Raw genomic sequence first — 24,728 nt, 5'->3', positions numbered from 1 at the left:
GTATCCTAATAAAATAACTAGTCTAACCTTTCGGTGTTAACTTTTCTTGAACGATGCGATCAACAATAGACGGCGCTGCGCCACCGATTAGATCCATGATTGTTTCAAAGCCAGCCCGCGTACCAAAGTACGGGTCTGGTAGGTCCGCGCGCTCATTGTTCCCAGCAAACGTCAGGAACAGAGACAGCACTGCATGCGCATTAGCAGGCTTTATAGCGATTAGCTTGTTTAAAACCGGCTGATCCGCTGCCAAGATGTAATCATAATCAAAAAAATCTTCTGTACTGATTTTTCTGGATCGAACCTTACGAATATCAATATTCCACGTCTGTGATACGCTCACTGCGCGGACATCAGGCAAGGAGCGCGGCGCCGATACAATAACGCCGGCGGACTCTACTTTAACCCGAGTACCAACCCCCGCCAGTTCAAGCTGCCTTTTAAGAGCACCTTCAGCCATCGGGGAACGACAAATGTTCTCCATGCAGACCACCAGCACTTTACTTTCTGGCTCGCTCTTAAGCACCTTTTCAAATATTCGGCGTAACATGCAAACTCCCTAGGGCGATATCGATGACAGCAATCGGCGCACATAGTTAACAGGTATCGCGTAGGTAATCCCAGTGGGTGAAGAGAGGGCCGACTCTTTCGTGCCTTTAACATACACACTATTGACCACACCAATCACCGTGCCCGACTCTGCCAAATACACGGCACTGCCACTATTGCCGGGGTAAGCAATTGCATCAAGCTGATAAACCTCGAACGGTGCGCGGATACGCTTAATCTGCTGGGCTGTGAGTTTTTTACTGTTGTAGGCAGGCGTTACAATCGGCGTGATGGCGGAAATGATCCCCTGATGAGTCACAGGATACAATCCCAACACCATACCCACAGGAAACCCCGTAAGTGCAATACTCTCGCCGCTACGACGCCACTCCGAGTTACCTAGTTTAACACTCGGCAACGCAGGGCCTTCAAATCTCAAAATTGCAAGGTCGTGCGCCTTATCAACTGCGACGATCTCAGCCAAACGCCCCTTGGCGCTCTTACCTCGGCCACTAAAAACAGCTAAACGCTCACCTTTGGCATCATCAAGCTTCTGCTCACCCACCACGTGATAATTAGTCACAGCAAGATTACCAGAGCCTACAACAAACCCCGTTCCGCCATAAATCGCAGCTGGGCGCCCCGTAGCAAGCCTCTTATTGGGTGTGACCGAACCCACGGCTACCACGCTTTTCTCAATGGCTGCGATAACATCAGGAAGAGGTGCGGCAATACTATTTGAGCACCATAAAAATAAGCCGATAAAACAGGCCAAGATCCGCTTGAAATTCAAAGACATTCAGCCTCCCTTTGGGTTCACTTTATTAAACTACATATACAGGTTTTCTCAAATCGCTATAATAGTTTTTTGACAGATTTTCCCCGTAATTTATGGCCTAAGGACGCGAACATGCCGGAATTAGTAGGCGATCTGATACATTACAAGGCAAGCCAAACCCCTGCAGCACCCGCACTACAATTTAAAGACACCACCTATACCTATGCTGAACTCGCTGAAGAGGTTAGCCGCTTCAGTGCGCAACTGCTCGAAGATGGCCTGCAAAAAGGGGAACGCATCGCGATCTACCTGCCTAAAATACCGCAGGCGGTCGTTGCCATGTTTGGTGCTTCGCGCGCGGGAGCCGTATTCGTTCCTATCAACCCACTTTTAAAACCTAACCAAGTCGCGTACATACTCAAAGACTGCAACGTCAGAGTCCTCATCACAGCGACAGATCGCTTCAAGCTGCTGCGTGAAGAGCTTGAGCATTGTCACGACCTACGCACAGTCACATTGACTGATGACAAACCACTGCCGGATGAAACACACCACCTTGCAGTGCAGCGTTTTGCACAAGAAATATCAACGCAGCAGAGCCTGCCTACCGTTATTGATGCCGATGTAGCCGCGATTATGTACACCTCTGGCAGCACCGGTAACCCAAAGGGCGTTGTACTCTCGCATCGCAATATGATTGCAGGCGCTAATAGCGTAGCGACGTATCTTGTTAACACACCCTCTGATAAGTTGCTTGCGGTACTCCCCTTTAGTTTTGACTATGGTTTGAGCCAACTAACAACCGCGTTCTCTGTTGGTGCGCAAGTTGTATTAATGGAGTATCTGTTACCACGTGATGTGATCAAAGCTGTTGCCCGCTATGGTATTACCGGCTTAGCTGCGGTACCGCCCCTTTGGAACCAGCTTGCTGACCTACCATGGCCAGATGAAGCAGCACAATGCCTGCGCTATATCACCAACAGCGGTGGAGCGATGCCCATTGCCACGACACAAAAGCTGCAAGCCTCATTACCAAACACTGACTTCTACTTAATGTATGGGCTTACTGAAGCGTTTCGCTCGACCTACTTACCGCCGGACCAAGTAAATATCCGTCCCGAATCGATGGGCAAAGCGATTCCCAATGCTGAAGTGATGGTTGTTCGCGAAGATGGCACCGAATGCGCTCCGGGCGAGGTTGGTGAACTCGTTCATCGCGGGTCTCTCGTTTCACTCGGCTATTGGAATGACCCCGCAAAAACGGCAGAGCGCTTTAAGCCAGCGCCAGCAAAAGCCGCAGAGCTCACACTTCCTGAACTTGCCGTTTGGTCGGGAGATCAAGTTAAACGGGATGAGGAGGGCTACCTCTACTTTGTTGGCCGAAAGGACGAGATGATCAAGACATCCGGCTACCGAGTTAGCCCAACGGAGATCGAGGAGGTGCTCTACAGCAGCGGGCTGATCAAAGAAGCTGTTGCGCTTGGCATTCCTCACCCTCAACTGGGGCAAGCAGTCGTCCTTGTGATGACGCATGAGCAGCCCGTAGAAGAGCGAGATATCCTTTCCGCCATGCAAAAAGAGCTGCCCAACTTCATGCTGCCAAAAGCGATCTACTTTGTAGAGGCACTGGCGCGTAACCAGAACGGAAAAATTGACCGTAAAACGCTATATACGACCTACGCTAATATTTTTGAGGAGTCAGAGCAGTGAAAAAGGAAGCCCCAAAGCATGTTGAAATGAAATACTTTTCAACGGCAGATAACCAGCTGCTCATTGGTGGTCAAACAGCGGAGCGGCTGGCTGCGCGTATTGGGCAAACCCCCTTTTACGCATATGACCGCAGTGTCATGACGCAAAAAGTGCAAGAGCTGCGCAATCTTTTCCCTGAGCAGCTTCATTTGCATTACGCCATGAAAGCCAACCCCATGCCCGCTGTTGTGCACCACATGGCAGGCTTGACCGATGGTATCGATGTCGCATCAATGGCCGAAATGCAAGTTGCGCTGGATACGGGTATCGCCCCAGACACGATTAGCTTCGCAGGCCCAGGAAAAACCGATAAAGAACTCACTGCGGCGATCGCAGCAGGCATCATGATCAACATGGAGTCTGAAGGCGAGATGGAGCGCATTGCCGTTCTTGCAAAGACTTTACAACTCACACCTATCGTTTCCATTCGTGTGAATCCAGACTTCGAGCTCAAGTCATCAGGTATGAAAATGGGCGGTGGTCCGAAAGCGTTCGGAGTTGATGCCGAACGCGTACCCGCGATGCTAGCACGCTGCGCAGAGTTAGAGCTGGACTTTAGAGGCTTCCATATATTCAGCGGCTCGCAAAACCTTAAAGCTGAGTCTCTTATTGAAGCTCACACCAAGACGTTTGAGCTGGCTTACCGCCTTGCGCAAACCGCTCCCGCACCTCTGCAGTGGCTCAATATCGGCGGCGGTTTAGGCATCCCCTACTTCCCTGGCGAGCAATACTTGCCTCTTGATGAAGTGGCTGCGAATCTACAGGTGCTCATGCAGGAAGCTGCCACGCGCCTACCGGGCGCTGAGATAGTGATGGAGCTTGGGCGCTTTTTCGTCGGAGAGTCCGGGGTTTATATCTGCCGAATTACCGACATCAAAGAGTCTCGCGGAGAAACATTCGCAGTAACAGACGGCGGCTTACACCACCACTTATCTGCATCGGGTAATTTTGGACAGATCATTCGCAAAAACTACCCGGTATGTGTTGCGAACCGCATGACAAGTGATATGCCAGAGAAAGTTAATATTGTTGGCCCACTCTGTACACCGCTCGACATTATTTCAGATAAGACGACCCTTCCGCCTGTGAACATTGGTGATTACATCGCCGTATTTCAGTCAGGAGCTTATGGGTTTACAGCAAGCCCACGCGACTTTTTAAGCCACCCAGAGCCAAAACAAATCCTGCTTTAACAGCTAAACCCCAGAGATCAGCCTCTGGGGTTTACTTTTCGCTTAATACCACTATTTCATACAACGGCTGAAGAGTGCCGCTAAGTCACCAGTGAGCGATTGGCGCGAGTATTGGCCAACGACTTCAGGGTTCGCAATATACGCCTGCTTACACTCCACTTCATTGAAGAACTTTGCTAGACCTGTATATATTTCGTCTTCATCATCCAACGGATAAATCGCCTGGTAGCCTGCTTCTTTTAGCAAGGTTGCGGTATCGCCTGCTGGATCAGTCAGCGCGCAGATAGGACGTCGCGCTCTAAAGTACTCGTATACCTTTGCAGGAATTTGATGATTACAGTTAGCTGCTTGGAAAATAAGCAAACCATCAGCCTCCATCATTTCAGCCAACGCCAGTCGATAGTCAACCGATGGCGCTAAGGTGATGATGTCATCGATATCGAGTGATTCAATCATCGGCGCAAACAGCTCATCATGCCCCGTCGCACGCAGCACAATCTCAGTATCATCGGCGCTGATAACCTGCGCGCGTTTCAGTCTAGCAACCGCTTTGAAAAAGCACTGCGGGTCACGCTCAGAAGGATATAGAACACCACTGTGTACGTAACGGCGTTTTGATGAAGTACCAGCAGAGCTCGATAGCTGCTCTTCTACTTGTTTAATGATGGCTTCATTATAGCCATTCGGTAGCAACACAAACTGCTCTGCCGGAAGGTGCGGATAGCGCTCTTGGTACATCTTCACAGCGCTAGGTGTTGTGAACACAGCGTATGTACAACGGTTAATAACCCACTGTTCAATACGCAAAAACCAGCGACGTTTCGGTCCAGGAGCTGGGTAAGTTTCTTCAGTCATTGAGTCACGGAAGTCAGCAACCCAAGGTAAACCCGTTAACTTGCTGAGAGCCAAACCTATTAGGTGAGCTGTCGCTATTGGGTAAGTTGACCAAATAACACTTGGCTTATCACGCCAAATACGCCAAAGCCCGGCAACCACTGCAAACGGCAGCCAACTAATCCAACGATCAGGCAGCGCCATGACTTCAAGGTATCGTCCCTTAAACGACAAGTGACGTCGCGTATCAAAACCAAGTGCTCGAGTCACTTTCAAAGACGCTGGGATATCTTTTAATTGATCCGAACTGGTTTGCTCATATGCACAAGGCGCAGCGCTCAGGACAGAGCAGTCCCATCCGTGGTCAGACAAATAGGTTGAGAATGCAAGTGAACGCTGTAAGCCACTGCTCACTTTGACAGGAGGATAGTGATAGGCAACGAGTAAAGCTTTCCCAGCGGCAGGTTTTCTTTGCAAAAAGCCACTCGTCCAATTTTGAACCTGAGCACGCCAAGCTTGACTAGAAAATGTATGATCAGCACTGGCCAATTTTTGCCGCACAAACTGCGGTTTACTTAGCAGCGTTCGAAACGATCCAGATGAATCCACCGACGCTTCAAACTCTTTCGCGGTTAAGTCATTACCACTGCAAACGATCAAGGTGTTCTGTGTCGCCTGATCTAAAGCTTGCTCGAGGCGCACTGCCAATGGCGCCGCATCGGTCTGCACTTGCGACTCCTGATCAGAAGCGCCGCTAACGTCCGACCTTTTAGATACACTGCGAACCTTTTGCATTAGTGACTTGATCGAAGCGCCAACCCTCACATCGCCAGACAGCAGCTTTTGCCAAAAATCCTTCGATGTAAAGCGCTGAAGATAATAGTGTTTCAGGTAAGCTTGCGCTTCACCCGCTTCACTACGAACCCAAGGGTTCAGCATGATTAAGCCATCAACACGGTCATCTTTAGGTGCATAAAACGCAGCGGCCGTTGCGGCATCACATAGGCCCCAAAGTGCTACTTTCTTAAGCGCTGGGCACGCTTCCATGAAGCTATCGATCGCTGCGGCAATATCATCTTCGATGTATTCAAAACCGCGCAGCTCTCCCGCCGCATCCCCCATGCCGCGATAATCAAAACGCATCACAGGAATGCCAGCCGCAGCCAAATCTCGTGCCAGCAGCACAAATTGGCGATGACTCCCAACACGATATTGAGGTCCGCCTACCACAACGACGACACCCTGTTCAGCAGGTACCGAAGGCGTGTGGATAACCCCAACCAAACGCTGACCGGCACAATCAAACGTTAAAGGTCGCTCTTGCTCATTATTCGCCGCATTGACCGGCATAGCATCGAGAAGCGCACTTGCTGGTGTACCAAATTCTACACAGGTGCGTTCAATTAGTGCCTCGGCCGTTACTAACTCTTGTGCCGCCCAAAACGGTTCACCGACCACCACATCAGCCGTGACGCTCGCCTGTGTAGAGGTCCAGTTTTCAATCACTTTCTTTGAAGGTAATAACAAACCCTTTTCAGCGCTGGAAGCAACCTCAAACCAGCCAATACGAGTGCTGTGTGGCAGCTCCATTGTGCTCAGCTTCATCTCATCAAGCTGGCTCAAGAACGCTTTTGGTACACGATAGCCAGCTACCTCAACCTCTTTATCCTCGAGGATCGCGGCACGCAGCTCTTTTACTGTTTCTTTCTGATCACTCAACATATTCGCAGCAACGCGAATACGCAGAAATTGTGTCATCAGCTGTTCACCGGAAAGCGCCGGTTGCCAGAGGACAATGCGTTTTACAAGATCAGGAAAAGACATAGCCAGCGGTGGCGCTAACAGCGCTCCCATTCTGACAGCCAAGATGTCGACCTGCTTGACACCATTCACTTTCAGAGCGGTGATTAGCGCTTTCAGATCATCTTGCCACTGCTGAATTGAGCTATTCGAAAAGTCACCTACGCTGTCTCCTGTCCCCTGTAAATCAGGAATAAGCACGCTGTAGCCCTGCTGGGACAAACGTTCTGCTTGGTCGCGGATGATCTTGCGAGACTTGTTCATCTCTTCAGCAAATGGAGGCAAGCATATAACCCAATGGTCGGTGCATGTTGCCTGCTGGGGCGTGAAAATCGTTGCAAAGATCTGTCCGGAGGGAACATCTAGAAAAAGCGGTGTTTGGGTGACCATCGTCCGTGTACTCAATATAAAAAATTAACTATCGACTTTCTCAGATACGAACTGCTGTAACGCACCAACCGTTTCGAACACTTCCGCGCTGACTTCATCATCGTCGACAGTAATACCGTAGTTCTCTTCCAGTGCAGTAATAACCATGACTACCGCCATCGAGTCGAACTCAGGGACGCTACCCAATAGCATGGTGGATTCATCAAACTCATCCACTCGATCGCCTATTTGAAGAACTTCGCCAACAATTTGCTTAATCTCATCTAATGCAACCACGTTGCTTCCTCTTTACTCTAACTTCAGTACAAATGGGCTCGTATACTAACATTGAGCTTAGGGCCGACCAATGCTCTTATATGCCAATAATTGGCTAATCATCCCGCCATATAACGACAATGAAATGAAACAGCGATAAACTCTTCGTTAATCTCCGCTCCCATACAATTGTGGGTTTTAACCTTGCCATTATTGAGAACGAATATGCTAGGGAATGCCATCTGCACATCCGCTGAACGTAACACCCAAGATACAGCCTCCCCCCTGAAAACTCAGATGTTTGCTGGCCAGTGCGGTGCAAGCACTCCACTTAACGGGAGCGAGATTGCTGCTCAGCTGCGCAGCACCCTGCCCTTTAACCTAGCGGACACGAGCCAAAGCCAACTACTTGCTACAACAGACATTTTGCAAGACGGCCATATTCTGGCAACGGTTATCGGAGCACCGCGTTGGAAGTCGGACGATCTAAAACAGCAATCATCAGTAAAAGGGCATGCCAGCGCGCTGCTAGCAGCCTATCGCGCACACGGGGATAAACTGCACTCAGAGCTGAACGGTCACTATGCTTTTGCGATCATCGATGATGAATCGGGGCGAGTTTTACTCTCCACTGACCGCATCGCTAGCATTCCTGTTTTTTATCACATTGAAGATAAAACGGTGGTTTTTGGTACATCGGCACATGCAGTGTTAACGGCAAGCGACTCTTCCAGCACAGCGATGACACACCAAGGTATTTACGACTATACCTATTTTCATATGGTGCCGAGCCCGGTGTCAGTGTATTCCGGCATCAGAAAGCTCATGATGGCAGAATTAGTGGTTATCGAGCAGGGGAGTGTGAGCCGCACCCATCATTGGCTGCCACAGTTTAAAAACACCAATCGCAACAGCTTTGATGCCTGCACCCAGAAACTGCGCGATGAGCTTCGTGAATCCGTGCGCGATGCAGCGCGTAGCGATAAAAATGTTGCTTGTTTTTTGAGTGGCGGCTTAGACAGCTCAACCGTCGCAGGTATGCTGTCTGAGGTCTCTGATGGCAAAGCTCACGCCTACTCCATTGGCTTCTCTGCCGAAGGTTACGATGAGATGGCCTATGCGCGCATTACTGCACAGCATTTTGGTGTTGAGCTACACGAGTACTACGTCACACCTGAAGATGTTGTTGAAGCATTGCCTAAAGTTGCGACCAGCTACGACGAACCCTTTGGTAATTCTTCGGCGCTTCCCGCCTATTTTTGTGCCAAAGTGGCAAAGGAAAACGGCGTAGAGTTACTGCTCGCAGGTGATGGCGGCGATGAGTTATTTGCTGGAAACGAGCGCTACGCTAAGCAGAAAGTGTTCGAAGCTTACCAACGCGTACCAGAGTTACTGCGCTCCACCATCCTAGAGCCTGTTATCAACCGCATTCCCGGAGCAGTACCCTACAGCGACAAAGCACGCAGTTACGTCGCGCAAGCTAATGTTCCGCTACCTGACCGCCTACAAACATACAATTTCCTCAACCGCCACCAGCCTGAGGAGATATTCACCGACGCATTTATCGCACAAGTATCAACAAGCTACCCATCAGAGCTACAGCGCGAAATTTACGAACGCCCGCAAGATGCGAGCAGCCTCAGCCGTATGCTCTATCTAGATTGGCAGATTACCTTGGCCGACAACGACCTACGTAAAGTCAGCCAAATGTGCTCCTTAGCAGGGGTCGAGGTGGCGTATCCGATGCTAGATGATCGTCTTTTCGAGCTAGCCTGTGAGCTGCCCGATGATTGGAAGCTTAAAGGGCAAACGCTGCGCCATTTCTACAAGGAATCGCTGCGCGGCTGGCTACCTGATGCAACGATCAACAAGAGTAAACAAGGTTTTGGCCTGCCGTTCGGTGTCTGGATGCAAACCCATGCACCACTCAGAGAGATGGCATACGATTCACTATTAAAGATCAAAACACGCGGCTATTTCCGCCCAGAGTTTATCGAACATCTCGTGCAGCTTCACCGTGATGGCCATGCTGCGTACTACGGTGAGCTTATCTGGATTCTTACTGTGCTTGAACTATGGCTCGCGCACAATGACACGCCAGAGATTTAGTGCACAAGGAAGCGAGACGTAAGAGATGTATTGGCTCGGAAAACTCATCACAGGCTACCTCGTACTAGCCGGTATACTGCTACATGTCATTGTTGCGGCAGGTGCTGTTTATCGGCCAGACCTCGTCAAACAAGCCGAGCAGTTTGCCGATAAAGCCATGAACAAGATACGCCAGTCCCATACTGGCGTATCGAATAATCATGATTCACCACAGCCAAAATGGTCCATAAACGTAGAGATCCGTCACAACTTCGAGCCCTGGCAACCTCTTAAAAATATATATCCCAAAGCACGTCAGCCCTTTATCAACTCGCCTGATAATGTTTTTAAGACTCTGAACGACGCTATCTTCCACCTAAAACCAGGAGACAAACTTTATATTCCTCCCGGGATTTATCGCCAAGGGATTGCTATAACCCAACCGAACATCTCGTTAATTGGCCTTGGCCGTGTGATTATCGAAAACACAGCCATTCAAAACAAAGGCGCCATCATTACCCAAGCCGATAACACGCTGATTCGCAATATCGAGTGCCGTGGTATTTTTGTTGCCCACAAAAATGGGGCCTGCGTACGCCATGAAGCAAATAATTTAACGCTTGAACATGTGTACTTTCATTCCAGCCAAGAGGGCGTGCTTTCTGGCAACGTATCTGGCCATGTTAAGATCGTTGATAGCCGCTTTGAAAATCTGGATACGCCAGGGGCTAGGGCGCACGGCATCTATATCGGCAGCGGTACACTAGAGATCGATAACAGCATCTTTTTAGCCTCGCTTAGTCAAGGGCACGAGATCAAATCACGCGCAGCCAGCACCATTATTCGCAATAGTGTTATCGCATCTCTTTCAGCTAATGATAGCCGCCTCATTGACATCCCAAACGGTGGAAAGCTACTTATTGAGAACTCCGTTCTTCAACAAGGCGCGCGTTCAGCTAATCAAGATATGATCGGGTATGGTCTAGAGCTTCGCTCTTACCGAGAAAATCAGGTTGAGTTAATCAATAATACGATATTAATGGAGCGCCCCGGAGCTAATGTGCTTTTCAATGGCCACCATGCCCTGCCCGAGCCTATTATCGAGAATAATAGAATTTTAGCGAAGCGCATTACTAACCTTCCGGGTAAAAATACTCTTTTCAAGAGTCGAGAGGCTATGGGACTACCCCCGTATCCAGCTCTTCCAGCGCGGAATACCGCAATCCGGTAATAAGCCAAGTTATACCTTAGGAACTACCATGAACGCAGAAGCTCGTCACAATGCTCGTTACCCGAATGCCATCGTTCCGATGTCTCCTGTGCTGTCGTCAGCCACGTTAAGCTTGAGAAAAAATAAACGCCAGACATCGATTTTATCCTGTCAGTACTCGCGCGAGGTCACGAGTGGCCGAGCGGCGATCGCACTCGCGCTTGAAAATAGCGGCGTTCAAAAAGGCGATGAGGTACTCATCCCTGCCTTTCACTGTGAATCGATGATTTCACCGGCGCGTTGGCGCGAGGCGACACCCGTCTTTTTCCGTGTCACCTCTAAGGCAGAAATCGACCTTGACGACATTACACGCAAGATCACGCCGCGTACAAAAGCGATCATCGTCACTCACTACTTTGGATTTCTGCAGGACCTTTCTGGCATCCGCGCTCTATGTGATGAAAAAGGCATTGTGCTGATAGAGGATTGTGCGCACGCATTTTTCGGAACAAGAGACGGCAAACCTGTTGGCTCTATTGGCGATTACGCCATTGCAAGCAGCATGAAGTTCTTTCCCTGTTACGATGGCGGAATATTGGCCTCCAATTCAGTGCCTTTAAATACAATTAATTTGACCGGTTTCTCGACGCTATTTCACTTAAAGTCGTTCTTTAACATCATTGAGCGAGCCATCTCATTTGGTCGTTTAGGTTGGTTTGGCCGGGCACTAAAAGCACTAATCAGTTTTAAACAACTGATATGGGGTTATATTAAAAAGAAGCGGCCTCAACACGTCTCTCAAGGCCCCTCCGCTTCCGACGGTGGCTATGGATTTGAGAGTAGCTGGGTACATAGCAGCACATCTAAACCGTCGAGCTTTATCGTTAACAACGCTGATCAAAAACGTATTGTTGAGGCTCGCCGAAAAAACTACCTGCGCTATTTAGAGGCGTTAAAAGGCCTCCAAGGTGCCACTCCGCTGTTTGACAACCTTCCCGAGGGGTATGTCCCTTTGGTATTCCCGCTCTACGTAAAAAACCCTATTCAGCCGTTTGAATCACTCAAGCAGAAGGCAGTTCCTATTTGGCGCTTCGGTGAATATCTAGACCCAGCAGTAGACGAAACACTAGACCCCAATAGCGTCGACTTTTCCAATCATGTATTTCAGTTCCCGTGCCATCAGGAGCTAAAAGAGGAAGAGATTGATTGGATCATCCAGCAAATCAAAGAGACTATTCAGTAACGAGCAGATAATGAGCAAATCAATGTGGACTATACTACCGGCAACGGACTTCCCAAAATATAAATTACAATGGGATGAGCTAAATGAGCGCTCCTTCAACTCTATTTTGCTCAGCAGCTTATTCATTGCTCCTCTGCTAGAAGTATTCACGCAAGGCAACGAGAAGCTAGTCATTCACGGCAGCCCTGAGGCTCCCACAGCGATGGGCATTATGGCACCAACGAGCTTTGGTGTTTGGGAAACGTTTCAGCCCTCGCAGGCGCCATTAGGTTGCTGGTTGCAAGCCGAAGCAACACAAGCCGAAGCGCTAACCAAGTCGTTACTTAAAGCACTACCTGGCGTTGGCTTTGCGCTGGGCTTAACACAACAAGACCCACTGCTGGTATCACAGCCCGCGGATAGTAAGTCTCTGCAAACCCTCGCGTATATTCAAACGGCTCATGTACCTGTCGTTGGTACGTTCGATGAGTATTGGCAAAAGCGCGGTAAAAACCTGCGTCAAAACCTACGCAAGCAGCGTAACCGACTGGAGCGTGAAGGTGTCACAACTCGCCTAGAAAAGCTCACAAGCGCAGAGGCGATGAAAGGTGCAGTTACTGCCTATGGCCAACTGGAAAGCTCAGGCTGGAAATCCGAGCAAAATACTGCTGTTGATATTAACAACGACCAGGGCCAATTCTATTCCAAGATGCTTAGCGGGTTTGCCGAACAAGGTAAAGCGGTAGTCTATCAGTACTTCTACAACGATGACTTGGTCGCAACAGACCTGTGCATTTTCGATGCTCGCATGATTGTGATTTTAAAAACGACCTATGATGAGACAATCAAAATTTCGTCACCTGCAATGTTGATGCGCCAAGATGCATTCGAGGTGCTATTCGCTGAAAAGCCTGTCGAACGCATCGAGTTCTATGGAAAAGTGATGGAGTGGCACACGAAGTGGAGTGAAGATATTCGCACTCTATTCCATGCGACACATTACTCCGCACTTGGTAAGTTTGTAAAAGCCATCAAACCCTAACGTAAAATCCTAATTTGGGCGCCACTGTGCTATGAGTTTTTTTACCCTACGTAAAGCTGATCTTTCTATACGTACCGCCGACGAACTAGCTGACTATTTTCATCATGCTGGTATCAAACGCGTATCAACAGAACAGCTAAAAGGTTATGAGTTAACTATTTTTTCTGATCTGGCAGGCAACGCTCCAGAGCGTTATGTAGGTAACAATGGCGACTTCATCGTGCAATTTGGCAGCCTGATATATCGAAAAATGGTGGGCCACAAAGCGCTTCAAAGCGCGCTAGAATCGTTCGATCAGGAAACATTTGATTGGGCTGACATGCTGGGTAGCTATACGCTCCTGATCTATAAGTCGGGTGATTTTTATGTTGTGAATGATGGCTTGGGTACAGCCAAACTCTATTTCGATGATGCCGAACACGTAATAAGCAACTCCTTTTTGGCTTGCTGCCTTAGTACGCCCATCTCCCATCTCAACACCGCAGCATGCTATGAGTACGTTATCAATGGTGCCTTATTCGGGACCGACACTCTCGTAGAAGGTGTTAACAGCTACCCAGCTAATACCATCATCCGCGCAAGCACTGGCACCATTCACTCCATTGTAAAGCCCTCTCCTATTCAACAAAGTGACGAAGTCGCTGCTCTATCGTTAAATGAAGCCGCAACATTGCATTGCCAGCAGCTTCGCAACGTATTTGAGTCCATAGCTCATGGCTACGCGGACCGTCTGCGCGTGTCGTTTTCCGGAGGCTTTGATTCGCGCCTGATGCTCGCCATGTTACTTGAGCAAGACATAAAGCCAGCGCTCTTCGTCTATGGCTCTGATCATGACGCTGACGTTTTAATCGCTCGCCATGTTGCCAAGGCAGAAGGCTTGGAGCTGGTACATGTAAATAAAGCGGCGACTCCAATACCAAACCTAGATGAATTTGAGGCAATTAGCCGCCGCAATCTAATCGCATTTGATGGCTGGAAGGTTGAATATGGACTCCTAGATCATGGCGAAGATGTAACCGACCGGCTATCACGCCATGACCAGAATGCGGTGCCATTGAACGGTTCGCTTGGCGAAATCTATCGTAACTTTCACTACATTCCAGACGGGCGATCCTCAACAGGCGCTGTGACGTCAACATTTTATTCCCAATATGACACCCGGGCATTTTCAGCCCAGTTTTCTGAGAAGGATTATCGTCAGCGCTTTAGTAACAATATGCTCGCCGCGCTTCATAGTGAGCACGAAAGGCTAGAAAGATATCAAGTTGAAGAACTATACCCTCTCTTTAGGGGGCGATTTTGGACAGGACGAGATACGCAGCTGAATCAGCGTTTCGGAACCATGTTCTTCCCCTACATGGAACCCAAGGCTATCGATAATACGGCCAAAGTCGCTATCAAGCATAAGGATTTAGGTTACTTGCAGGGCAAGATGATTGCCCAAACGAATCCTCGACTCGCCAGCTACCCAAGCGACTACGGATTTCCATTTGATGGACCAAGACCGCTCGCTTACCGTGCAAAAACATGGTTAGGAACACAACGGCCAGCATGGTTGAGAAAGCAATCATTTAAGCTCACCAACCGGAATCCTTTTGACAAAGCCGGCGTATTTAGCGAAGCGTACTTACAGCAAGTAATCGACCCTACTTTCCCCCGCGTTGGCAGCCTATTCGAACTGACATCTGTATATTCCCAAAAGCAATTTGGGCTTATTGCAACGCTGGAGTTTTTGGCGACGGAGCTGGATCTATCCGTTAAGCTAAAGCTCTAGCTGTGCTGATTCGCACTCGCCCAACACGCTGACCGTGTTTGTGTAATACTTGGGTAGACAATGTAAAGCTACGAAAATACGATACTGATGACAGCCAAACGAGTGCCTCATGCCTATCTCATTTCAAACGTCACATTAGGCTACGGCTCGCCAAAATACGTCTACTTTCTGAAAGCGCTAGAGAGCCGTGGCTACCGTACACACACAATTGAGCCATTTGAGAGTATCCGCCCCAGTTACCCAATCGACGGGCTGAAGTCTGAAAGGCGCATTGTAGGCCGCTCGATTTTAGATTCTTGGCTAGGTAGAAAACTACAAAAAAGCTTCAAGCTGAATAAATATATCTTTTTGCCCCTTAGAACACTCCTTTTAGATGTGGCAACGCTCCATGCTGTATACGTATCGTATCGAAAGCAAATTGTGGTAGTTACAACCTACGATAACCCTCTTTTCGCTCTTTTCAGTCGCCAAACGGTTATCGTACAAAATTTCTCAGAGATTTGGCCAAAGCCAGTAAAAGGCCTCGCCCGTCGACGCTTGCAAAGCTATTGGGACAACGTTGAAATCTGTATCTCACCCCAAGTTGACCGCGTCGCGATTGCGAAGTCACGCTACCGAAACGCTGAACATTTTCTCGTACACAATACTCCTCCGCTCGGAAAACCTAGCTTCCAGCCAAGCAAGTACGAGCGCATAGAAGTTCTTTATCAGGGCCGCTTAGGGAGAGAAAACTACCCGCTGGAATTTATCGCACTGATAGAGAATTTAGCACCACATATTCACCTGCATATAGCTGGCATTATAGAGGAGCAATGGATTGAGCCGTTGAAAGCCTTAGAGGAAAAGAGCCACAACGTCACACTGCACGGCTACCTAAGCGCCCCGGCGTTAGCAACACTCCGTCACCGCTGTAATGTTGGCATTATTGCATGGGACAACAACTCTGATAACACCAAGTACGCCGCGCCCAACAAGCTCTATGAGCACCTGCAAAACGGTGATCTTATCGTAATGTTCCCAAACCACGCATTACGCCAATTGAATAAAGAGTTCGTATTTGGCAAGGAAGTGAGCACCGGCTTAGATATGGCGGCCTATCTCAACCAGGTAACTCCTGAGAAGCTAAAAGCACAAGGAGAGCACAATTATGCTCTTCATCAATCAACGCTCAATTTCGAGCACCAGATAGCACCTGTCATATCGTATCTAGCAGAGAAACTTACAGACTGAGGCGCTCTAGTGTGCGCTCCGTTGCGCCCGTCAGGCGAGCTAGCGAGAGTTTCACATCCTCAACTGAATCACCAAAGTGGTGCATCCAGTGTTGGAAAATATCGTCTGAAGAGTGACTCACGAGCAATAGCCCCTGCTCAGATAGAACTTCAAATACCGGATAACTAGGATAAGTAGTGTTCCAATTTGAGAAGACGGCAACCGGCTTACCAAACGCAAGAGGCTCAAGCACGTTGTGATCGACGCCCACGTAACAGATATCCGCCACTGCATAATAAGCTCGCAACTCCCCGATCGTATCCAGCACTAAGACTTGGGAAAGACAATCACCATGCGAAAGCTCAGATTTTTTAGTAGCCCTAAAACTCGCTTTCGCCAGTTGGGCCATTAAGGCTTCAAGCTGTTCAGGCTTTTCCGGGTGCCTTGGAGCAATTATAAACAGTGCACCAGGGTGGCTCGTTAGAAACTGTGACATCGCATCCACCACAATCTCATATTCCCAGATATCAGTCACACAGCCTGCCACAACGACGGGCTTTTCAGTGCTGCCATAGCTCTTCAAAAGACTGCGGCTAACCTGACACGGCAAATAGGGTGCTTCTGCGGACATGTTGTCGAACTTCATATTTCCGACAACCTCCACTTTGACATGAGAAGCCCCTTTATCAAGCAGATACTCTTTTACTTCATCCGTTTGAACGAGGAACTGATCAAACAAGCCAATATAGTCTTGTTCAAACCATCTACTTTGCAGCGCATCTTGGCGGCAACTCGGCTCATATTGATACACCCAACCATTTACAAGATAGATCGGTACATGGCTACCCCTCTTAATCCGGTAAAGCGTTTCGTAAGAAAAACGGCAAGGTGCGTCACTAGGTAAGCACGGCATTTCACAAACAACAAGATACTGAGGAGGCATCTCAACAAGGGGTTGGCGAAAGTCAGCAGTATCATTGATTTCCATGACAGCAGCTTCAGGGTAGCGATCAAGAAAGCTCGAGGCATAAAAGATGCGATCTGTTAAAAATACGAGGTTGTAGGACTCAGAGAGATGCTTAATAAAGCCCTCGCATGCGTTTAACTCTCCGATTGTTGATACGAATAACCAGACATACGGCTGATCTGAGTTTGCTTCGGTCTGGCGCAAAACCGACGGCGTCCAAGTTATCCCTTTGCCATAAACAAAGCGTTTTGCCGTCACTAAAGCTCGGTACGCGAACCATCGCAATTCATGACAAAACCGAACAAAAAGTTGCACACATGCCCCCATACAAGCTCACAACAAATTACATTGAATATCATTAACGGCTAACTTACTCTATTAATCCAGTATAAAACTTAAATCTCGTATTATGCTCCCTTTCTAAAAAATAACTGCAGGTACCGTAATTTATGCGCCTCGCTAGAACACTTCAACTCTTAACTATCTGTGTCGCAGCTTGCTCCTCATACCAATCGGCATATGCCAACACAGGGAAGGGAAAATGGGTCGGTGAAGACTTCCGTGGTATCCCTTGCACGGGGACTGGAGTTGGGTACGGTCCGTATGACTATCGTGAACGCGGCAGGTACTGGCAAGAATTGTCGCTGGTTGAGGGGGCTCACTTCAACGCAAACGTAGAGCGCCTAATTGGTGGGGCAAAACAGAAGCACAATATGACGGGCGATATCGACTACACATTACGCGCTTTCCCTAACCACCATAGAGCTCTCAATACACTCATTAGATATCGTGTAGAGCGAGGAAGTAAGGGAGAAGAAGAGCCATTAAGTAAAACCGAGTGCTACTTCCAACGAGCTATACACTTCGCTCCGGACGATGGAACTAGTTACTTACTCTACGCGATTCTGCTGCACAAGCTAGACAAGTTCGATGCGTCTTTGAAGTTCTATCGACATGCAGAAAAACTACAGCCTAAGAATGTGGAAGTAAAATATAACCTAGGTCTACTTCTCGTTGATATGAACCGCTATGACGAGGCTGTTAAATATGCCCGAGAAGCGTATGCAAAACGCTTCCCTCTACAAGGTTTAAAAAACAAGCTGAAACGAAAGGGTTATAAACTATAACCCTAGTCAGCTTGGCGAGTATTGAGTAACAAGCGGACAAAGAACTTAAACGGTTTATTGTCCCAAGGTGTAAAGCGACGCAGTTGGTACTGGTCGCTTGATGCGGTGGTAACACCCCAGTCCGTAGAAACAGCCCCGTCAAACCCGAGCTCTTCAATAAGTGAGCGGTGCGTTAAGTCGTAATCAACCCCACGCTTACCATTCGGGTACGCAAACCACTGAACAGGCTTACCTAGGATACCTTCAAGCTGCTGCTTACCTTCCAAAATCTCATAACGAGCCTGACCAGAGTCTAATTCCGTCAAAATAGGATGATTAATCGTATGGGCACCAATCTCAATACCCTCACTTTCCACCCATCTCACTTGATCTGACGTCATCATTAAATCAGTGGGCAGACGGTCTGAAACTTGACTCTCGATACAGGCTAGAATATCGACTCTTTTTTCGAGGGGCTGATACTTGATCGACTTGAGCAACTCACCTAGCGCTTGAAGCTTTTGATCTTCCGAACTTAGTTCGAAAACGCCTAAATCAACAGCAGTTAAATCAAGCTGATCACTGACACGAACGGCCTCTATTACAGTGTCATTCCACATTCGGCCGCCATCAAGGAAGCCTGTTGAAACGAAAATAGTGGCAGGGATACCGTGCTTTTTCAGTATAGGGAGCGCCAACGTCGCATTATCGGCATAGCCATCGTCGAAAGTTACGCAAACCGCATTCTTGGGTAATACTCCCGCTTTAAGCTTAGCTAGCGCATCGCTCAAGCTCAGTGGCTCGAAGTAACGCTTCAAAAGACCCATCTGCCAATCGAATGACGCTACAGTCGGCTCACTCGCACGCAAAAAGTCCGGTCGCTCTAGTACTCGATGGTAGATAAGAATGGAGAGCTTCGAGCCCCTATTGTCACGCGAGCAAACAGAGAACGCTTGGCTAATAAACTTACCGAAAGGAATCACGTATATACTCCTCTACGCGCTAGTCCGGGTTGCGAAGTAGGATCTTCGCGAACAACTTTTTCGACAAACTGCCTCAAAAGCAAGGTGATAACGATCAAATGCCAAGGCAGATCAAAATACGAAAGGCTCAAAAAGGCACCGCCGGTGAAGTAGGCAATGAAACTAACCTGTAGCATCCGTGCCAATAAATTCTGGTCAGTTAAGTCAACGTTATTGTGCGTTAAGTTCAGGACCTTACTTAAGGATCGCCACGTGATAAACAGAATGGTTAGATAAAGTAATAAGCCGATCCAGCCATGGTCTGCTAGCACACTAAAGTAGATACTATGTGCCGCTGAAATACTCACTGCGTCAGGGCTAAACATCGCATAAGTGCTTTCACTCCATGAATCGAAGCCTGCGCCTGTAATGCGGCTATTCGCAGCATTAATCGAGTATATCCAAGCTCCAATTCGGCCCATAGCTGACGCATCCTCGTCGTATGTCTGAATCGTTGACATACGCTCATGCCATGACTCAGGCATAAACGTAAAGCCCACCATGCCAAGAATCACAATCAGCGTACCGGTCAGAACTTTACTCTTAGACTTCAACCAGAAAAAGCCGGCAACAGAAATAGTCGCCAATAGCGCTCCCCGAGACTGTGAGCCGATAGCAGAGGCGAGGCTCAGAGGAATCCCCATCAATAGTCCGCGCTTTATCCACTTATGCTTCTCAGTTGCGTAAAGATAGTACATCAGCGGTACCATCATCAGTGTCGCTAACGCGAGTGAGTTATTCTCCTCGATAAACGAGCCAGGAGGTCCCCAAACACGGTGCGCCCCGCCAGAGAGAATCGTAAATATCCCACCTTTAACACTGAAAAATGCCAGCGACAAAACAATTATCCAGATCAGCATTTTCATCTTTTCATAACTATTGATTAGGATAATAGTTAAGAACGTAAGAAACTGAATCTTTAAAACTTTAACGTATTGGATCTTTGCAGCTGCGGAATCTAGAGCAAAAAGGCTCGTCAATCCCATCCAAATCAAGAAAAAGACCCACGTGATAACTAAACCATTAACTGGGATCTTCTGTCGATCTTTAGTCATGACGAGGGCAATGATCAATACTAACGCCACAATTTGAGCAAATGGCATATTGTATGCGAAACCATAGGCTAGGCGGTGCGGGTTCATATAGCTCAGCCACGCCCAGACGATAATACCAAGATACGGCCGCTTAAAAATAAAAGGTAAGCTGCCAAAAACCAGAAACAGAACAACCAAGTCACGCATGTTTGGTTACACCCTTGTACAATTCGACTTGTTTCGTAACCACTTCGTCCCAGCCATAACCCTGTGCATAGTCACTCGCAGCTTCAGGCGAAAAGCCCTTTTGGCAAACTTCTTCAATTGCCTTTGCGATCGCAATTGCTGAACGCTCATCAATAACTAGACCTGCAACGGAGTCAGTGATTGCTTCTTTAGCGCCGCCGACATTGGTTGCCACAACAGGCACGCCGCAAGCTAACGCCTCCAGTATTACATTTGCCCACCCTTCGCGGGATGATGCTAATACCATTAAATCAGAATGAGAGTAGATCTCTACTAGCTCGTGCTGCAGTACGTTACTTACAAAACTGACGCGTTCCTCAAGTTCCAATTCACGTGCGAGCTGACGCAATGCTGCTTCTTCGGGGCCTGAACCAACTACCGTTAATTTAACGCTATCTGGTAGCTGCGCTAACGCCTCAATCACCAAGTGATGACCTTTCAGCTCTACGAGATTTCCAACGCTCAACAACGCCAACGAATCTGATGAGTTCGCGTTAGTGTGAGAGGAGCTACGTTTAAAGAAGCCCGTATCGACGCCATTTCTGAGCGTATGTGTCCGCTCTGGCGGTATGCCGAGACTGAGTATCTTTTTTCTTAAAGTTTCAGAAACCGCGACCACAGCATTGGCCCGTCGACCTGCCCACTGAATTAGCTTACGCGGCCCCCAATAACAAGGTAGTACATTCACGTCACTGCCTCGAGCAGAGATCACCAAAGGAAGCCTTACAAATAGCGATACCAACGCAGCCGCAACACCATCTGGATAAAAATAGTGCGCATCGATAAGGTCAAACTTATTACCCTGACGCGCTAACTTCAGCGTTGTAAGCAAGAGAGTGACTGCCAAAAAGAACGGTGTTATGTACATGCCGATCTTAGGCAGTACGAGATAACGTGGATGGTGTACGGTAACTCCCTCGCGTTCTTCAACGCGAGGGACTTTTGCATAGGTCCCATACTGACCAAACCGTTCAGAGGCGATAGGGAACCAAGGTACCGGGGCTATGACAGTAGCGGATATGTCACCGCTTTTGCGAAGCTCTTTAAGGCGGGTTTCGATGAAAATCCCGTGCCTTGGCTGCTCTGAGTTCGGATACAATGTTGTTAAAACGAGCAGGTTGATCATGTAGCTCACACAAGCTTCGGGTAAACGTTGCGATAATTACCAACGCTAACTTCCCAGTTTCTCACCTCTTCTACATAGCGGCGTCCTGCGTCACGGTAACCATCCCAAGCGTCTTCCTGGGAGAAGAAATCTACGACAACACGTGCTAGATCATCGCTCTCTCCGGCCTTAAACAGCCTTCCCGTCTCACCATCGTTAATTAACTCGAGGTGTCCGCCAACATCCGAAGCAACTACCAACTTACCTTGCGCCATAGCCTCGAGTGGCTTTAAAGGTGTCACAAGATCCGTAAGACGCATGGCAAGGCGTGGATAAACAAATATATCGACCAAACTGTAGTAGGCCTGTACTTCGGTATGAGGCACTCGCCCCGTCATAACCACATACTCGTGAAGATTAAGTGCCGCGACTTTTTCTTTAATAAGCGCCTCTTGTGGGCCACCGCCGACCAAGAGAAGACGCAGATCCGGCATCTGCTTTACGATACTTGGCAAAGCATCAAGCAACAACAGCAGGCCTTCGTACGCATAGAATGAGCCGATAAAACCAATGACTTTCTTATCGGATAAGCCTAGCTTATCAGCGAGCGCATAATCAGCAGCTTCAATCAACGGGAAGTGCTCGATATCAACAGCATTCGGTATAACAGTGATCTTTTGCTCAGGAATGCCACGCGCCACAATATCCTTGCGCAGCCCCTCACAAATCGTCGTTACTGCATCCGCATTTTTAAAGACATGGGTTTCCATAGCACGCGTCAATTTATAACGCAGATCACCCTCTTTACAGGTACCATGGTCAACCGCCGCATCCTCCCAAAAGCCTCGGCATTCGTAAACCACTGGAATACCGTACTTACGCTTCATTTTCAGCGCAGCCATACCCGTCAAAGCTGGAGAGTGCGCATGCAGCACATCCGGTTTCACTTCTTGAATCACTTCATCAAGGCGCTCAGCGAGCTCAGAGACAACAGCCCACTGGTTTAAGACGGGCAAATCCGAGTACCAGCGACGACCAGATTGCGTGCGGAAAAAGCGTAGATCCTCGACCATCTCTTGTGGCTCAGATTCGGCTGTATGCTTACCTGATGTTACGTGTTCAGTTTGCCAACCGAACTCGCGTTGCTTACGCAAAATAGAGCGTGTTCTAAACGTATAGCCGCTATGCAACGGAATAGAGTGATCGAGTATGTGTAGAATTTTCATGAGTATTTCCGCTTATGCCGCTTTAGCTTGCATTTCTCGTTCGAGAAAAGCGCTAAACATGAGTAATGTCCAAATAATAACACTGTAGTCGCGCAAACCACTTTGATGGTGCTTTACGACTTCTTCAACATACTCGAGATTAAACAGCCCGCTATCTCGGATGATAGGCCCCATCAGCGCTTCCTGAACACGCTCTTTTAATGGCCCACGGAACCACTTAGCGAGTGGTACTCCGAAGCCCATCTTAGGGCGGTATAGAACATCGTGCGGCAAACTAGGCTCTAAAGACTTCTTGAGAATATACTTCCCTTCTTGGCCTTTAAGCTTTTGCTCCGCCGGCAAACCAGACACCCACTCAACGAACTTATGATCAAGCAAAGGTACGCGCACCTCTAATGCGTGAGCCATACTCGCCCGATCAACTTTCGTTAAAATATCGCCAACCAGATATGTTTTCATATCCAAGTATTGAATAAGCGAAAGAGGATCTTGTGTTGGCGATTTCTTCACATAGTAATCGAAGGTTTCAATCGACTTGTAACCTTTTAAGGCTGTTTTAAGCTCTGCACTAAACAGTCGATCACGCTGCTCATCCGTCAACAAGGATACTGTCTGCAAATAGGCTTCTACTGATGAGCGAGCCAGCGCTTGGAACGTTGTTTTCGCTCGGAAGACGCGCGGCGCCCAATCAGCCTTTGGATAGAGTTTGCCTAACGTCCCAAAAAGCGGTTTACGGATACTCAGAGGTAACGTAGAACGAAGTTTTTCCTCGTTCATGTGCCATTTGTACCGTCGATAACCCGCAAAGTGCTCATCCCCACCGTCGCCAGACAACGCCACTGTCACACGCTTTTTCGCTAACTGACAGACTCGGTAAGTTGGTATAGCTGAGCTATCTGCATATGGCTCATCATAAAGATCAGCAAGCGTATCTAGTAAAGCAAAGTCATCGCTACCAACGAGTTCTTCAAAGTGGTTAGTTTTGTATTGCTCAGCTACTTTCTTTGCGTATGCCGTTTCATCAAACTGCTTTACATCAAAGCCAATCGCGCAAGTATTGACTGGGTCGCTTTGCTCTTTCGCCATCATCGCTACGACAGCACTAGAGTCGACACCACCCGATAAAAACGCTCCAAGCGGCACTTCCGCCACCATGCGGACGCGCACGGCCTCGCGCATACGCTCAACGAGCTCTTTTTCCGTCAACTCAGGTGATGACAGTTCAACAGGTTTGAAAGGGATATCCCAGTACTCTTTTTGCACAACATCGGTGCTACCTTTCTTGAGCAGAATGGTATGGCCCGGTCTTAACTTTTGTACGCCCTGATAGATAGTTTTTGGCTCTGGGATATAACCAAACGTAAAGTAATCTTCGATGGCAGTAACATCGATATCACGAGGTAGGTTATCCAGCGTCTTTAATGCTTTAAGTTCAGAGCTAAAAGCAAAGCTACCATCAGGCAACACAGCATAAAATAACGGCTTGATACCGAGTCGGTCACGTGCAACAAATAGTGACTGCTGATTGCGATCCCAGATCGCAAAGGCAAACATGCCTCGAAACCTATCAACACAACGCTCGCCCCACTCCTCCCAAGCATGAACAATAACTTCCGTATCACAGTGCGTACGAAAGATATGGCCTTTTTCTGTCAGCTCTTCAGACAGCTCCGGAAAATTGTAGATCTCGCCGTTATATGTAACGACAACCGTATGATCTTCATTAAAAAGCGGCTGCTGACCGCTGGATAAGTCGATGATAGATAAGCGACGATGACCAAAGGCAACGCCCGGCTCAATGTGTAACCCACCTTCATCAGGGCCACGGTGAAACTGAGTTTCGTTCATTTGCGAAACGAGATCACGGCTGTATTCACGGTGCCCTGAAAGATCATAAACGCCAACAATGCCACACATTTTTAACTGATT

The 24,728-nt window shown here is 48.3% G+C and carries 19 protein-coding genes; 9 read left to right on the top strand and 10 right to left on the bottom strand.

Annotated elements, in window-relative coordinates; all coding sequences use genetic code 11:
- Positions 1-22 precede the first annotated feature (22 nt).
- Together E4L36_RS04095 and E4L36_RS04090 are read right to left on the bottom strand one after the other, a co-directional pair.
- Positions 23-550 carry a low molecular weight protein-tyrosine-phosphatase gene (locus tag E4L36_RS04095; RefSeq protein ID WP_136679346.1) on the bottom strand — a complete coding sequence of 176 codons (528 nt, stop codon included), beginning with the start codon at positions 548-550 and terminating at the stop codon, positions 23-25.
- 9 nt (positions 551-559) lie between these two features.
- On the bottom strand, positions 560-1,348 hold the full coding sequence (locus E4L36_RS04090) for a serine protease (RefSeq protein WP_136679345.1): 789 nt from the start codon (positions 1,346-1,348) through the stop codon (positions 560-562).
- Positions 1,349-1,459: 111 nt separating this feature from the next.
- On the opposite strand from E4L36_RS04090, the gene E4L36_RS04085 reads away from it, so the two are divergent.
- Both E4L36_RS04085 and E4L36_RS04080 read left to right on the top strand, forming a co-directional pair.
- Positions 1,460-3,037 (top strand): acyl-CoA ligase (AMP-forming), exosortase A system-associated, encoded by a 1,578-nt coding sequence (locus E4L36_RS04085; protein WP_136679344.1) that lies wholly within the window; start codon positions 1,460-1,462, stop codon positions 3,035-3,037.
- A complete protein-coding gene (locus E4L36_RS04080; protein WP_240770670.1) occupies positions 3,034-4,269 on the top strand; it encodes a pyridoxal-dependent decarboxylase, exosortase A system-associated in 1,236 nt (411 codons plus the stop codon). The genes E4L36_RS04085 and E4L36_RS04080 overlap by 4 nt, the downstream gene beginning before the upstream one ends.
- Positions 4,270-4,320: 51 nt before the next feature.
- On the opposite strand, the gene E4L36_RS04075 is transcribed toward E4L36_RS04080, so the two are convergent.
- Positions 4,321-7,293, bottom strand: coding sequence for a hydrolase 1, exosortase A system-associated (locus E4L36_RS04075; protein WP_136679343.1), 2,973 nt, complete (start codon positions 7,291-7,293; stop codon positions 4,321-4,323).
- Between the two features lie 24 nt (positions 7,294-7,317).
- Complete coding sequence (locus tag E4L36_RS04070) at positions 7,318-7,569, bottom strand: phosphopantetheine-binding protein (protein WP_127694279.1); 252 nt, start codon at positions 7,567-7,569, stop codon at positions 7,318-7,320.
- 204 nt (positions 7,570-7,773) lie between these two features.
- On the opposite strand from E4L36_RS04070, the gene E4L36_RS04065 reads away from it, so the two are divergent.
- The 6 genes from E4L36_RS04065 (at position 7,774) to E4L36_RS04040 (ending at position 16,114) form a co-directional block, all read left to right on the top strand.
- Complete coding sequence (locus E4L36_RS04065; RefSeq protein ID WP_206064505.1) at positions 7,774-9,657, top strand: asparagine synthase-related protein; 1,884 nt, start codon at positions 7,774-7,776, stop codon at positions 9,655-9,657.
- Between the two features lie 25 nt (positions 9,658-9,682).
- A complete protein-coding gene (locus E4L36_RS04060) occupies positions 9,683-10,867 on the top strand; it encodes a hypothetical protein (protein WP_136679342.1) in 1,185 nt (394 codons plus the stop codon).
- Positions 10,868-10,895: 28 nt separating this feature from the next.
- The gene (locus E4L36_RS04055) at positions 10,896-12,089 is read left to right on the top strand and encodes an aminotransferase class I/II-fold pyridoxal phosphate-dependent enzyme (protein ID WP_136679341.1); all 1,194 of its coding nucleotides are present in this window, start codon (positions 10,896-10,898) and stop codon (positions 12,087-12,089) included.
- 10 nt (positions 12,090-12,099) lie between these two features.
- Positions 12,100-13,110: a GNAT family N-acetyltransferase gene (locus E4L36_RS04050; protein WP_136679340.1), complete on the top strand. Its 1,011-nt coding sequence runs from the start codon at positions 12,100-12,102 to the stop codon at positions 13,108-13,110.
- A gap of 31 nt (positions 13,111-13,141) precedes the next feature.
- Positions 13,142-14,884 (top strand): hypothetical protein, encoded by a 1,743-nt coding sequence (locus tag E4L36_RS04045; RefSeq protein ID WP_136679339.1) that lies wholly within the window; start codon positions 13,142-13,144, stop codon positions 14,882-14,884.
- An 87-nt stretch (positions 14,885-14,971) separates the two neighbouring features.
- On the top strand, positions 14,972-16,114 hold the full coding sequence (locus E4L36_RS04040; RefSeq protein WP_136679338.1) for a glycosyltransferase family 4 protein: 1,143 nt from the start codon (positions 14,972-14,974) through the stop codon (positions 16,112-16,114).
- Here the strand turns inward: E4L36_RS04040 and E4L36_RS04035 are convergent.
- The gene (locus E4L36_RS04035; RefSeq protein WP_206064504.1) at positions 16,104-17,318 is read right to left on the bottom strand and encodes a glycosyltransferase N-terminal domain-containing protein; all 1,215 of its coding nucleotides are present in this window, start codon (positions 17,316-17,318) and stop codon (positions 16,104-16,106) included. The genes E4L36_RS04040 and E4L36_RS04035 overlap by 11 nt on opposite strands.
- Positions 17,319-17,773: 455 nt before the next feature.
- Between E4L36_RS04035 and E4L36_RS17780 the strand changes: the two genes are divergently transcribed.
- On the top strand, positions 17,774-18,187 hold the full coding sequence (locus tag E4L36_RS17780) for a tetratricopeptide repeat protein (RefSeq protein ID WP_169051463.1): 414 nt from the start codon (positions 17,774-17,776) through the stop codon (positions 18,185-18,187).
- 2 nt (positions 18,188-18,189) lie between these two features.
- Here E4L36_RS17780 and E4L36_RS04025 read toward each other — a convergent pair whose 3' ends face one another.
- From E4L36_RS04025 to E4L36_RS04005, 5 genes are read right to left on the bottom strand one after another with little or no spacing between them, the layout of a single operon-like run.
- Positions 18,190-19,149 carry a polysaccharide deacetylase family protein gene (locus E4L36_RS04025; RefSeq protein WP_206064503.1) on the bottom strand — a complete coding sequence of 320 codons (960 nt, stop codon included), beginning with the start codon at positions 19,147-19,149 and terminating at the stop codon, positions 18,190-18,192.
- Complete coding sequence (locus E4L36_RS04020; protein ID WP_136679335.1) at positions 19,146-20,429, bottom strand: putative O-glycosylation ligase, exosortase A system-associated; 1,284 nt, start codon at positions 20,427-20,429, stop codon at positions 19,146-19,148. The genes E4L36_RS04025 and E4L36_RS04020 overlap by 4 nt, the downstream gene beginning before the upstream one ends.
- Positions 20,422-21,594 carry a glycosyltransferase family 4 protein gene (locus E4L36_RS04015; RefSeq protein ID WP_169051462.1) on the bottom strand — a complete coding sequence of 391 codons (1,173 nt, stop codon included), beginning with the start codon at positions 21,592-21,594 and terminating at the stop codon, positions 20,422-20,424. The genes E4L36_RS04020 and E4L36_RS04015 overlap by 8 nt, the downstream gene beginning before the upstream one ends.
- Positions 21,595-21,599: 5 nt before the next feature.
- The gene (locus E4L36_RS04010; RefSeq protein WP_136679333.1) at positions 21,600-22,799 is read right to left on the bottom strand and encodes a TIGR04063 family PEP-CTERM/XrtA system glycosyltransferase; all 1,200 of its coding nucleotides are present in this window, start codon (positions 22,797-22,799) and stop codon (positions 21,600-21,602) included.
- A 12-nt stretch (positions 22,800-22,811) separates the two neighbouring features.
- Complete coding sequence (locus E4L36_RS04005; RefSeq protein ID WP_136679332.1) at positions 22,812-24,716, bottom strand: XrtA/PEP-CTERM system amidotransferase; 1,905 nt, start codon at positions 24,714-24,716, stop codon at positions 22,812-22,814.
- Positions 24,717-24,728 lie beyond the last annotated feature (12 nt).

This window comes from Neptunomonas sp. XY-337 (assembly GCF_004959845.1).
Lineage (GTDB): Bacteria > Pseudomonadota > Gammaproteobacteria > Pseudomonadales > Balneatricaceae > Neptunomonas > Neptunomonas marina.
Note: the sequence above shows the minus strand (reverse complement) of the source record. Positions and strands in the feature narration are given on the sequence as shown.